General features: G+C 42.4%; 16 protein-coding genes. 12 read left to right on the top strand and 4 right to left on the bottom strand.

Annotation, left to right across the window (positions count from 1 at the left end; translation table 11 throughout):
• From AC1DSE_RS19455 to fabI, 3 genes are all read left to right on the top strand, one after another.
• Window positions 1–365: DinB family protein (locus tag AC1DSE_RS19455; protein WP_477528052.1), on the top strand; the 365-nt coding region annotated here is incomplete at its 5' end.
• 69 nt (window positions 366–434) lie between these two features.
• Window positions 435–1025, top strand: coding sequence for an AAA family ATPase (locus AC1DSE_RS19450; RefSeq protein WP_477511999.1), 591 nt, complete (start codon window positions 435–437; stop codon window positions 1023–1025).
• 32 nt (window positions 1026–1057) lie between these two features.
• Window positions 1058–1834, top strand: a complete 777-nt coding sequence (gene fabI / locus AC1DSE_RS19445) for an enoyl-ACP reductase FabI (RefSeq protein WP_076269326.1) — start codon at window positions 1058–1060, stop codon at window positions 1832–1834.
• Window positions 1835–1956: 122 nt separating this feature from the next.
• On the opposite strand, the gene nagZ is transcribed toward fabI, so the two are convergent.
• Window positions 1957–3222 carry a beta-N-acetylhexosaminidase gene (gene nagZ / locus AC1DSE_RS19440; RefSeq protein ID WP_477528051.1) on the bottom strand — a complete coding sequence of 422 codons (1266 nt, stop codon included), beginning with the start codon at window positions 3220–3222 and terminating at the stop codon, window positions 1957–1959.
• Window positions 3223–3359: 137 nt separating this feature from the next.
• Here nagZ and AC1DSE_RS19435 point away from each other — a divergent pair, with 137 nt between their 5' ends.
• The 7 genes from AC1DSE_RS19435 (at window position 3360) to AC1DSE_RS19405 (ending at window position 9863) form a co-directional block, all read left to right on the top strand.
• Window positions 3360–4559: an oxalate decarboxylase family bicupin gene (locus tag AC1DSE_RS19435; protein ID WP_477512002.1), complete on the top strand. Its 1200-nt coding sequence runs from the start codon at window positions 3360–3362 to the stop codon at window positions 4557–4559.
• A gap of 171 nt (window positions 4560–4730) precedes the next feature.
• Complete coding sequence (locus tag AC1DSE_RS19430; RefSeq protein WP_477512003.1) at window positions 4731–5282, top strand: NUDIX hydrolase; 552 nt, start codon at window positions 4731–4733, stop codon at window positions 5280–5282.
• Between the two features lie 28 nt (window positions 5283–5310).
• Window positions 5311–5997: an HAD family hydrolase gene (locus AC1DSE_RS19425; protein ID WP_477512004.1), complete on the top strand. Its 687-nt coding sequence runs from the start codon at window positions 5311–5313 to the stop codon at window positions 5995–5997.
• A 110-nt stretch (window positions 5998–6107) separates the two neighbouring features.
• On the top strand, window positions 6108–6857 hold the full coding sequence (gene hisA, locus AC1DSE_RS19420; RefSeq protein ID WP_477512005.1) for a phosphoribosylformimino-5-aminoimidazole carboxamide ribotide isomerase: 750 nt from the start codon (window positions 6108–6110) through the stop codon (window positions 6855–6857).
• Between the two features lie 58 nt (window positions 6858–6915).
• The gene (locus tag AC1DSE_RS19415; RefSeq protein WP_477528050.1) at window positions 6916–8703 is read left to right on the top strand and encodes an ABC transporter substrate-binding protein; all 1788 of its coding nucleotides are present in this window, start codon (window positions 6916–6918) and stop codon (window positions 8701–8703) included.
• 142 nt (window positions 8704–8845) lie between these two features.
• On the top strand, window positions 8846–9442 hold the full coding sequence (locus AC1DSE_RS19410) for an aminoglycoside phosphotransferase family protein (RefSeq protein ID WP_477512007.1): 597 nt from the start codon (window positions 8846–8848) through the stop codon (window positions 9440–9442).
• Window positions 9423–9863 (top strand): hypothetical protein, encoded by a 441-nt coding sequence (locus AC1DSE_RS19405; RefSeq protein WP_477528049.1) that lies wholly within the window; start codon window positions 9423–9425, stop codon window positions 9861–9863. The genes AC1DSE_RS19410 and AC1DSE_RS19405 overlap by 20 nt, the downstream gene beginning before the upstream one ends.
• 56 nt (window positions 9864–9919) lie before the next feature.
• Here the strand turns inward: AC1DSE_RS19405 and AC1DSE_RS19400 are convergent, their stop codons facing one another.
• From AC1DSE_RS19400 to AC1DSE_RS19390, 3 genes are read right to left on the bottom strand one after another with little or no spacing between them, the layout of a single operon-like run.
• On the bottom strand, window positions 9920–10141 hold the full coding sequence (locus AC1DSE_RS19400; protein WP_076269334.1) for a DUF2642 domain-containing protein: 222 nt from the start codon (window positions 10139–10141) through the stop codon (window positions 9920–9922).
• Window positions 10142–10169: 28 nt separating this feature from the next.
• Window positions 10170–10385, bottom strand: coding sequence for a hypothetical protein (locus tag AC1DSE_RS19395; protein WP_339209148.1), 216 nt, complete (start codon window positions 10383–10385; stop codon window positions 10170–10172).
• Window positions 10386–10411: 26 nt separating this feature from the next.
• Window positions 10412–11038, bottom strand: coding sequence for a hypothetical protein (locus AC1DSE_RS19390; RefSeq protein ID WP_477512008.1), 627 nt, complete (start codon window positions 11036–11038; stop codon window positions 10412–10414).
• A 228-nt stretch (window positions 11039–11266) separates the two neighbouring features.
• On the opposite strand from AC1DSE_RS19390, the gene AC1DSE_RS19385 reads away from it, so the two are divergent.
• Both AC1DSE_RS19385 and AC1DSE_RS19380 read left to right on the top strand, forming a co-directional pair.
• Window positions 11267–11662 carry a GNAT family N-acetyltransferase gene (locus AC1DSE_RS19385; RefSeq protein WP_441885733.1) on the top strand — a complete coding sequence of 132 codons (396 nt, stop codon included), beginning with the start codon at window positions 11267–11269 and terminating at the stop codon, window positions 11660–11662.
• A 33-nt stretch (window positions 11663–11695) separates the two neighbouring features.
• A complete protein-coding gene (locus AC1DSE_RS19380; protein WP_477512009.1) occupies window positions 11696–12409 on the top strand; it encodes an alpha/beta fold hydrolase in 714 nt (237 codons plus the stop codon).
• Window positions 12410–12419: the final 10 nt, after the last annotated feature.

Here is a 12419-nt window from a genome sequence, read left to right as displayed (position 1 = left end):
CCGAGAAGGTATGGCTAACCCGTATTAATGGAGAAGATAGTGCGGGGATGGCGATTTGGCCGACGCACACCTTAGAGCAATGTGAACATTTCGCTGAGCAAAATAAAGCGGACTATGAAATTTTGTTCTCCAAGCTGGTTGAATCGGACTATGGGAATGAAAGTGATTACTCAGACAGTAAAGGAAATCCGTTCACTACAAAAATAAGCGATATCCTTACGCAGGTTGTTTTGCATGGCAGCTACCACCGCGGACAAATCGCTTTATTGCTTAGGCAAGCTGGAGCAGATCCGATACTTACAGATTATATTATCTATGAGCGACAGGCAGCTTTAATAGAAAAAAGTATGCCAATTTCGAAATAGAAGTTGAATATGACGAAGCGAATCGTTAGTATAGAACAATGATATGACAATGATGTCGAGGTGACAGTCATGATTATATGGATTAATGGCGCGTTTGGCGCTGGGAAGACACAAACTGCGTATGAACTGCATAAAAGAGCGGAACATTCATTTGTATACGATCCAGAGAATGTTGGTTATTTTATTCGTAAAAATACGCCGCGTTCAACTCATACGAGTGATTTTCAACACAATCCGATGTGGCGTGACTTTAATTATGCGATGCTGAAGCATCTCGATGAAACCTATGATGGCATCATAATCGTACCGATGACAGTCGTTAATCCGCAATATTTTGAGGAGATCATTGGTCGCTTACGGGGAGATGGAGTGGAAATTATTCACTATGCTCTGTGTGCAACGGAAGAGACTTTAATGAAACGACTTCGGGGCAGAGGCGAGCGGAAAAACTCTTGGCCGATACAGCAAATAAAGAGATGTGTGGCAGCTCTTTCGGATGAAAGGTTTGGTCACCATCTGCAAACGGATCATTCGTCCATCATGGATAATGTGGAGCATATCGCTTCGCATTCGAATATTCAATTGCTGCCGGACCAAAGAAGCTCGTTAAAAAGATCGTTTGACCGCGTGATCACGCAGGTGAAGCACATTCGATTTTAAGAAAAAGAAATTAGGAAACTGGGAGGAACATCATGTCTAACTTAATGAACAACAAGGTAATCGTAATTATGGGTGTAGCCAATGAACGCAGCATAGCTTGGGGAGTAGCTAAATCACTGCATAATCAAGGTGCTAAGCTGGTTTTCACTTACCGTAAGGAAAGATCATTGGAAAAACTCAAAAAACTGCTCGAGCAGCATCAAATAGAAGCGTTGGAAGCCGTTTCCTGCGATGTGCTTGATGACAATAGTGTTATTGAGGCATTTAAGCAATTGGAGCAGAAGGTTGGCGTTATTCATGGCGTAGTTCATTCCGTCGCGTTTGCTGAGAAGGATGAGCTGCAAGGGGAATATGTAGACACAACAAGAGAAGGTTATTTGCTTGCGCAAAACTCCAGCTCCTACTCGTTAGTTGCCGTTGCGCGTGAAGCGAAGAAGCTTATGACCGAAGGCGGGAGCATCGTTACGCAAACGTATATCGGCGCAGAACGAGTGGTAAAAAACTATAATGTTATGGGCGTTGCGAAAGCCGCGCTTGAAGCCAGTGTAATGTACCTTGCTGAGGATTTGGGCAAATATGGCATTCGTGTTAACGCGGTATCTGCAGGTCCAATTCGGACGCTTGCTGCAAAAGGCGTTTCAGGCTTTAATGACATTATGTCCACGATCGAAGAAAGAGCGCCGCTTCGTCGCAATATAGATCAGGATGAAGTTGGAGATGCAACGATGTTCTTGCTTAGCCAGTTGTCGAGAGGCATCACAGGGGAAGTTCTTCACGTGGATGCCGGTTATCACATTCTTGCTTTGTAATTCGTTCAAATAAAAAATGGCTCAGATCTCATAACGAGGTCTGAGCTTTTTTTATGGATGTTTTAACCTATGCGGTAGAGTCGATTCGAACGATAGGGTAGATCTGTCTCCTGCAATTCACTTTATTTTGATTGAATAGCGGCTTTGATTTGAAGATTGACAGCTTTTACATCAATAGAAGGTAGTGTTTTATCTTCAAGCTTATACTTTTCTTTTAAGCTTAAAATGCGATAAACGCTTTTATCCAGCATATCCCTCGAAATAACGCCGTCGCGTGCATTTTTTTTGAGCGATTGGAGGACGGATAGCTGCGTTTTGTAATCATGTCCGATGAGGATGATATCACTTCCAGCCAAAATCGATGTGACTGCAGCTTTCCCAACATCAAAATGCTCCGTTATGCCGCCCATCGTCATATCATCAGTCATAACGACTCCTTCATAACCGAGTTCCTCGCGCAATAATTTCGAAATCATCTTTTTGGAAAGGGAAGCAGGGTAGTCTTTATCGATCTTCGGAATTAACAAATGGGCAATCATAATCGCATCGGTATCCTGCTGGATCGCTTCGACGAATGGAAGCAGCTCAAATGCCTTAAGCTCTGCCAAGGATTTATTCACGACAGGCAGATCGAGATGAGAATCTACTGAAGTATCGCCGTGTCCTGGAAAATGCTTGACGACTGCAGCCACTTGCTTAGATTGAATGGCTTTCATCGTTTCCAGGCCATGTGTAATGACTGTTTCTGCGTTGGTCCCGTAGGATCGATTGCCGATGACAGGATTTTTTGGGTTGCTGTTAATATCTAATACAGGCGCAAAATCCATGTTAAATCCGATGGAGCGAACTTCTTCACCAAGCGCTTGTCCAATTTGAAATGTGTAATCGGTATTGCCAGCTTTACCAACCTCAGCGGGGGGAGGAAGCTTAATGTACTCTTCGGGCATACGATTCACTTTCCCGCCCTCTTGATCGACACTTAGCCATAGAGGTGTTTGATTTTTTTGATTGGTTTCTTTTAGCTGATTAAGCAGTTTTAATATTTGTGYTGCATCGTTCATATTGTCCTTATACAAAATAAATCCGCCAACCCGGTATTTTTCAATCAGCTCTTTTGCCTGCTTATCCATTGAAGTACCTTCAAGACCTACGATGACCATTTGGCCGATTTTCTCATCTAAAGTCATGTTGGCGATTTTTTGTTTGAGCGGATCATTTTGTTCCGCTGGCTTGTCAGTCGATTTGTCAGTCGGTTTCGGGCTAGGCATAATCGTTGGCTGGTCACTTGGACTTATTGTTGGTGATGGAGATGTTGAAGTGTTACCCGTACTGCAACTTGAACAAATGATTAAAAGGGTTAGTAGTGTAACTGCTTTTTTTATCATCATAAATTCCTCCCTCGTTGCATGATCACCTTTATTGGCACGACTTATGCCTGCTGACAATTTGAATATTGCTCATTTTCCCATCATAAGCTGTATAGGTTATGAAAGCTACTACACATATTTTAATGTCGAGGAGGACTATGATGGAGGATCATCCCCAAGATCCAAATAGCGGCTCAGTTATCCCTCAGCCCATTCGAGCAAGTGATGGAACGGGAAATATAGACCAAGGTCCGCGTGATATTATGCGTGATATTGAAAACCCGAACATGCTCGTCCCTCCCGTTACCGATTCGGGTTTGCTTCCTAATTTGAAATTTTCATTCTCGGATACACATATGCAATTAAACAAAGGCGGCTGGTCACGCGAGGTAACCGTTCGAGACTTACCGATCGCAACAACTCTCGCGGCAGTCAATATGAGTCTCACAGCAGGCGGCGTTCGAGAGATGCACTGGCATCAGCAAGCCGAATGGGCTTATATGCTGCTTGGTAAAGCACGAATTACTTCAGTTGATCAAGCTGGACGCAATATGATCGCTGACATCAGTGAAGGAGATCTTTGGTATTTTCCGGCAGGCATCCCTCATTCCATTCAAGGGCTTGAGGGAGGCTGCGAATTTTTGCTTGTTTTTGATGATGGAACCTTCTCTGATCTGAATACATTATCCATATCCGATTGGTTTGCACATACGCCAAAAGACGTGTTGTCTGCAAATTTTGGCGTTCCCGAAAGCGTTTTTCAACATATTCCTTCCGATCAGGTTTATATTTATCAAGATAAGGTGCCAGGGTCAATTGAAAGCCAAAAGGTGCAATCTCCATATGGTGAGGTTCCCTCTCCATTTACACATCGCTTGTTGGCGCAGCCACCACTTAAAACTTCTGGCGGAAGCGTGCGGATTGTGGATTCCTCGAACTTTCCTATCTCGAAAACGATTGCTGCCGCCCTCGTAGAGATACTACCGGGAGGAATGCGTGAGCTTCACTGGCATCCAAACAACGATGAGTGGCAATATTATCTTGCTGGACAGGGTCGAATGACCGTGTTTGCTGGAAACGGTGTCGCTCGAACCTTTGATTATCGTGCTGGTGACGTTGGATACGTACCATTTGCTTATGGACATTATATCCAAAATACGGGCAGCCAATCACTTTGGTTTTTGGAGATGTTCAAAAGTGATCGCTTTGTTGATGTGTCATTGAACCAGTGGATGGCGCTAACTCCGTGTGAACTGGTTGAAAGTAATTTGCATGTCGGTCCGGAGCTGATGGATGCCCTGCGCAAAGAGAAATGGCCTGTTGTAAAATATCCGAACTTCTCCTATAAACCGAAGTAAGCAGATATGATGATAATGAAGATTTTCTAAAAAGTGATTTCAAGCTTTTTGGGAAATCTTCTTAATTTTGTGGACAGGTTCTCTTCTAAAACAGCAATGTGGTAAAGTATAGCTATGATGATAGATAGGAATAGTACAAATTTTATATAAGAACACGAACATAGGAGAACGATGATGCTGAAATATAATATTTGTTTTATTAAACGCGCCAATGAAATATTGTTGCTAAATCGTGAGAAATCCAGCTGGATGGGCTGCTGGAATGGGATTGGCGGCAAGCTTGAACCGCAGGAGTCTCCGAGGGAAGCGATGATTAGAGAGATTGAAGAAGAAACGGGTATTCGTCATTACGATTTGCATTTTAAAGGATTAGTTACCTGGTCTGGCGATAATTTTGATTTTGGCGGCATGTATGCGTATATAGCAGAAGTGCCGGCTTCCTTTGGATATGCGACACCTAAGAAAACAGATGAAGGGATTTTGGACTGGAAAACATTCGAATGGATTATGGATAAAAACAATGTCGGCATCGTGTCCAATATTCCAATCACACTGCCTATGATGCTGAATGAAGCCCATAGTTACGATCATCATTGCGTCTATAAAAACGAGAATTTAATCGATATTAAACATAAAGAGATTTCTTCCAGCATCGAATCAGATACTTCTAGTAGAGAGCTATATTTAAGCGGTTACGCGATTAAACAAGAATCGCATAGTTAATGAATGTACAGTAGAGAGGATGAGTCGATTGATTAAAGCGTTGGTCTTTGATTTTGACGGTCTTATTATTGATACGGAAACGCCATCCTATTATGCTTTTCGTCAAGTTTATGAGGAGTATGGAGTAGAGCTGCCTGTGACGCTGTATGCCAAATGTGTAGGGACGTCGCTGGATCAATTTAACCCTTATACTTATATTGCCGATTGTGTAACTGAAACGATAGATTTAGCAGCTGTTAAAGCAAAATTTAAAGAAGTCTATGCAGAGCTTCTTAAGTCAGCTGATATTCGCCCAGGCGTGATGGACTACTTGAATGAGGCGAAGCGTATGAATCTCAAAGTTGGTCTCGCATCCAGCTCTCAGCTTTCTTGGATAAAGCCATATTTGGTTAAACATCAATTGGATCATTATTTTGACAGCTTCAGTACAGCTGATGAGGTCGAACGGGTCAAACCTGATCCGGAGCTGTATTTGCTGGCGCTGCAGAAGCTTGGAGTTGAAGCGAGTGAAGCGATTTCATTTGAGGATTCTCTAAACGGGTTTTTAGCAGCTAAAGCAGCGGGACTACATACAGTGATCGTTCCAAACGAGCTGACGAAGGATTTTGCTTTTATGGATTATGATTTACTGATTCCTTCAATGGCAGATAGAAGCTTGTCTGATCTTATTGAAACGAGAGAATTAAAGGCACCACGTATAGGGGAGAAGCGTTAAGTAATAAAACCATCAAGATTTCACAGCATTGTTGATTTACATAGAGGATTAGGTTATTTTTCATATAGAGAATATTCATACTTACAACATACAGAATTGAGGAATGAAAATTGAAATTTAGACCTTGTATYGATTTGCATGACGGTAAAGTGAAACAAATTGTCGGTGAAACTTTGAATGCCGAAATCATAGAAAACTTTGTATCCAAACAAGATTCAGCTTATTATGCAGAATTGTTCAAGAAAGACGCGCTTACGGGCGGTCACGTGATTATGCTCGGCGGCGGAAACGAGGAAGCGGCAGTTCGGGCTCTTGCGGCATATCCTGGCGGCTTGCAAATTGGCGGTGGTATTACTGCGGATAACGCTGCTTTTTATTTGGAGAAGGGCGCTTCGCATATTATTGTGACCTCATATATTTTTAAAGATGGTCAGCTGAATGAGGATCATCTTGCGAAGATCGTCGCTGAAGTGGGGAAGGACCGTTTAGTAATCGATCTAAGCTGCAAGGAGAAGGACGGGCAATGGTTTGTTGTGACGAATCAATGGAAGCAATTCAGCGAGTTCGTTGTTAACCAACAAAACATCTCATTCCTTGAGCAATATTGCAATGAGTTTCTTGTTCATGCTGTTGATGTGGAAGGCAAGCAGAGCGGCATTCAGCAAAGCCTCGTTCGTTCATTAGCTGATTGGGTAACGATTCCGACAACCTATGCCGGCGGGGCAAGGTCGATTGCGGATATGGATCAATTTAATGAGCTTTCAAATGGCAAGCTGGATATTACAATCGGCAGTGCGCTTGATATTTTTGGCGGGCAATTATCCTATGAGGAAGTTGTTGCCTACAGTAACAAGGCTTAGAGAGAAAACAGCAACGAAGCTGGCTAACTGAGACTTCGTTTCCTAGGTGGTGTTAAGGATGGATGTGGAAGAATATTATTGCAGGTTAAGAAACACTTTTCCAGCAAACCCAGAACGCGAGCCTATTTTTTTATCCATGGAACGGATCTGCGACATATTGTCTTGTACACGCAGAAATGTACAAATACTTTTGACAAAAATGATGGAAAAGAGCTATATCGAATGGTTGCCCGGTCGTGGCCGCGGCAATCTCTCGCAAATCGTATTTCTTGTTTCATACCGTGATATCGTTCTCGGCAAAGCGAAGGGGCTAGTCGAGAGAGGGAAGATCAACGAGGCTTGGAGCATGCTCGAGATGCTTCAGGATCCAGCTGTGAAATCCGAAATTATGACATGGTTGTCTGAATTATTTGGCGTGAAGAGGGATATGGAGGAGAAGGATGTACTGAGATTTCCCTTTTATCGTCCTCTCTTGCGCTTAGATCCTGYTTTCGTCTGTCGCCGCATGGAGACGCACTGGATAGAGCAGGTTTTTAATACATTGGTCAGATATTCAAATCAGGATGGTAAATTCCACCCTCAGCTCGCTCATTACTGGGAAAGCAACGTGATGAAAACGAGCTGGACGTTTTTTTTGCGCAAGGGCGTTCGTTTTCACAATGATAAGATAATGACCTCGCGAGATGTCGCATTTACTTTTCAAAGACTGCTCACAAGCTCGCCTGCGGAGTGGTTAACGTCCAAGATTAAGGAAATAAGAGAAACGAGCAAGTACAGCATTACCTTTGAGCTAAATGAGCCTAATGCGCTGTTTCTTCATTTCCTTTGTACGGAACGTTATTCGATTGTACCTGAAATGCTCGATGGTACTGGTTCTGATGAGCAGTTTGCCATCATGCCTATTGGGACTGGGCCGTTCAAGATTACCAAAAACAATGAGTCTATGCTCGTTGCAGAAGCCAATGAGTTTTATTTGGAAGGTTGTCCTCATCTGGATCGCATTGAAATGTGGGTGTGGCCAAATTATGAGGAAAATCAAGAGCAGCTGCAGTCAGACGGTGAAGATCAACTGGTTTATTTTGAAGCGCAAATCAAGGAGAGTTTAAGACCAGCGCTGGCACAATTGGAGAAAGGCAGCACTTTTATTACCATCAATACAGCGAAAAAAGGCATCACGCAGCAAATGAAGTTCCGCCAGGCTTTGCACTACGGAATAGATCGGCAGCAAATGATCCACGAATTAGGCGGCATTAGGCACCAGCCTTCAACCGGCTTTAATTTAGAGGATACGGATAAGGCTTTCTATAACGATTATGATACGCAACTAGCGGCAACATTGCTTGAAGAGTCAGGATATAAGGGCGAGACCATTACGTTATATACTTATGAAATGCCTGCGAATGATCAAACTTCGAAATGGCTGCAAAGGGTTTACAAGTATTTAGGCATTTCACTGGAAATCGTAAAGCTTTCGCTCGAAGAGCTTGCTAATCCCGAAATCATAATGAAAGCGGATATGATCCTTAGTGGGGAAGTACTCGGAGAGCAGCCTGATATTTCGCTTATTGAGATGTATATGTCAAAGAACAGTTTTATTACGAACCATCTGGGTGCGGTTGACAAGATGAWTATCAATCAACAAATTTCAAATTGTTTGCGGTATGAGAATTCAGATATTAGAATGGGTTATTTGATAAGCATACAAGAGGAGCTCAAACGAAATTTCAGCTTATTGTTCTTATATCATAGCCTGCAGATTGTAGGACATCATCAAACGCTGCAAGGAATTTCGTTAAACGCATGGGGTAAAATCGATTATAAAAACGTCTGGTTAAGAAATACGTGATGATTAGCTCGTTTTTATTTGGATTTGCGAGGTGAGATTATGAATGAGCAGGAGCTCATCGACAACATTATCAAAGGTATAGACATACTTCGTGGCAGCAGTCGAATATCAAAAATAAATAAAGGTTATATTTACAATTGGATTGGAAGCGGGACAAGAGCTTGCTAAGATGCATAAGTGGCATGCTCCTGCTTCAGTCTTGTCATGGCATGACCGTAAGCTTGCAAAGCATAAAAGCTATATCGAGCAATATATGGCTAGTGGGGCTCGAATGAAAGACGATGCGCAGATTCTATCCTTTATTGAACAAAATCTGCATCTGATGAAGGATCGGCCTAACGTTTTTCAGCACGATGATTTTCATGTGGGCAATTTAATTGTAAAAGAAGGCAGATTAGCCGGCGTCATTGATTTTAATCGATGGGACTGGGGAGATCCGGTACATGAATTTCTGAAGGCCGGGATGTTCAGCAGTGAAATCAGCATTCCATTTACGATGGGTACGATTAAAGGATATCATGGCGAACTAGAGCCTGATGAGAAGTTCTGGACCTTATATTCTCTTTATCTTGCGATGACGATTATCTCCTCAATCGTTTGGATATTGAAGGTGCGGCAAGTTGAGCTGCCTATTATGGTAGAGAAGCTGGAGCGAGTATTAGAGGATCATCATTATTTTGACAGCATAGTTCCACGATGGTATTTGGAGGTTCAAGAATATGAGACCGGATCATTATAAGCTTATGTACGAAWTTGTAAAATGGGCAGGCGGACATTCGCATATTACTGGAATTGCGTTGGTTGGGCCTTGTGCGGACGATGAGAGTGAAGAGGATTCGAATTTAAGCTTTCTTCTCGTTACCGATAAGAAGCAAAAAACAGTAGATGCCATTTTATATCAGTTCCAATACGAGGCTATAGAGCAAGCGACGAAAGAGGAATATGCTTTGCTAACCTCTCTAAAAATAGAGTATGCAAGTGGAATCGAAGCTGACTTTGGTGTTGCAGATACCGAGTGGCTGCATAGACCTTTGGAGCAGGGATTGGGTGACTTGTTAGTGCAAGGCTTCAAAGTCATTTGGGAACAAGAAGAAATGTTCGATGATATTTTAAGAGCGATTGCTAGACATGCTGTTGAACTAGAGAATGGGGCTCTTTAATATAAAGCAGGCTGTACCTAATGGTCAAAAACCTTTAGATCCAGCCTGCTTTTTTATTAAGAACGAAATGTGAAAGAGACCAGCTCTGCTGTTAGTACATATTTGGTTTCTAAGGCAGTTGTCGTAATGGTCAAAAAGTTAGCGTTAAATGCCATCAACTGGCCTTCTTCATTTCCTGTTGAGGTCGTTATATAAATAATGCTGCCAATATGGCGCTTGAGTAAACTATAAATAGCAGTACCTGGAAGAATCTGATTTCCATTTGAAATAATAGACATCGCAAGCCTACTCTCCTTAGAATCTTGTTTATGAAACTGCTGGATTCTCGTGGACATAAATAATGTTTGCATAAAAGATTCGCAGCTCGTAAAGAAAACTATCTTGATCGAAGGAAACGAGTATAAAGTCGTTACCTACCTGATCGAGTCTTCCGATTACAGCAAGCTGACCAAAGCCATTCGTCATGACAAACACTTCTTTGCCGAGTAAAGCGATCAAATCGCCCGAAAGCGTTGTTGACATGAGCACAAACCTCTTCTCATAGGGAGTTATGAAATTGTTTCAATGTTCGTGATGAAGGAAAACGGGATAAACATCAAAGTACCTGCGACCGTGTTTAATTGGACAAGTGTTGATTGTACGCTGATTACTGTTCCAGTGAACCCGGTCGGCTGTCCCGGTGTCATGACATTAATGAGAGTACCAACAATAAGGTAGCCGTTAAGCAATGTAATGAGCTCTGTAAAGTCAAACCCGCTTGACGGTCCCGGGGGACCCTGAACGCCTTGAAGACCCTGAAGACCCTGCGGTCCTAATGAACCGGGGACGCCTTGTGGTCCTTGAATGCCTTGAGGACCAACAGCTCCAGCCGCTCCTTGTGCTCCTGCTGCGCCTTGAGGACCTGTAAGACCGGTTGGACCGGCAGGGCCTTGCAAACCTCTTTGCCCACTTGGACTTCCCTTTTTCTGTACTTTAAGGTGGCAGCGATCGGTCTTTCTTTTTTTGTGTTTCCGCACAACTTTAGGTTTACATTCCGTATTGCTCAGACTGCCATTGCTATGATGTAAGTGCAGCTTGCCATGAATAACGACATTTCTCTTTTTACTCACTATTTTTTTCCGTTTCTTGCTCACAGTCTGAAGCTGCACTGTGGGTGAATTTGCAGAAGCTATCAAAATATAATCCCTCCTATAAAGCTATTGCTCCTATATATGTATTTCTTTTTGCCAGAAAAGGGACTAGGGATTACCCCAATTATGCTAGTGAAGAGGATAGATAGACGTATTTTCATAGTTTTCAAAAATGATTTGAATGGTAAAAGGGATTATAAAAACAATCTACCCTATAATCAACTTAAGATGTATAATCATGGGAATCAATAAGCAAAGGAGAGAGGAATAGTTATGATACATTATCAGAACGATAAAAACTTGTCCGCGCAAGACTTGTCGCAAGTATTTGCGAGCTCTGGGATTAAAAGACCTTATCAAGATTTAGAACGCTTGCAAAAAATGATCGATCATGCAGATATCATTATTAGTGCATGGGACGGCAATAAACTGGTCGGAATAGCGCGGGCGATTACAGACTATTCCTATTGCTGCTATCTGTCTGATTTGGCAATTGATCACGACTACCAAAGATTAGGTATCGGCAAGGAGCTGGTAGAGCGACTTAGGCAAACACTTGGTGCGCAAGTGTCACTTGTCTTGTTGTCTGCACCTTCAGCTGTCGACTATTACCCGAGAATTGGATTTACCTCTACGGATAAAGGCTTTGTAATAGCAAGAGAACGTTAAGTTTATTTAGAAACGTAGAGAGGGGGAAAGTCAGTGATCGAGTCGAAAATAGCTATTAATCAAGATGTTCATATTCATTACTTAGATTCAAAACCAGATGCAGACCAAAAATTAACCCCATTAATCATATGCCCAGGGTTATCGGAAACAGCTGAAGAATATGAGGATTTATTGTTATATTTATTGCCTCGAAGAGCAATCGTTCTCTCGTTCCGCGGGAGAGGGCAAAGCGATACGCCGTTTAATCATTACGATCTAAAAGATCACATAGCAGATCTTTCAGCTGTTGTTGAAGCTGCAGCCGTGGATCGCTTTCATCTGATGGGATACTCTCGGGGTGTATCTTATGCGCTTGGTTATGCTCAAACGAACGAGCATCACTTAGAATCACTTATTTTAGAAGATTATCCTGCAGAGCATAAACAAATGTCGGCTGAATGGCGTCACGATTATATTTTTAATTATTTGAAGCCGATGAAGCGGGAAGAGAAAATAAGAGAACAAGCGGTTATCGGAATTGAGCGGGACTCTTCACAGCTGCAGCTGGATGTAAAGCTTAAGCTGCCTGTTCTTGTTATGAGAGGGATGCTAGAGGGATCATTGCTTAGCGATGCGGAACTAATTCATTACAAGCAGTTGTTCAGCAATATATCGGTTAAAGAGTTTTTTGAGTCCGCTCATAATATTCGCGGTACCGAAAAGGAAGAGCTCTATCAAACAATCGAACAGTTTATCAAGCATCGTTAGAAAAAGTAGG

The organism is Paenibacillus sp. 01L418 (assembly GCF_056400045.1).
Note: the sequence above shows the minus strand (reverse complement) of the source record. Positions and strands in the feature narration are given on the sequence as shown.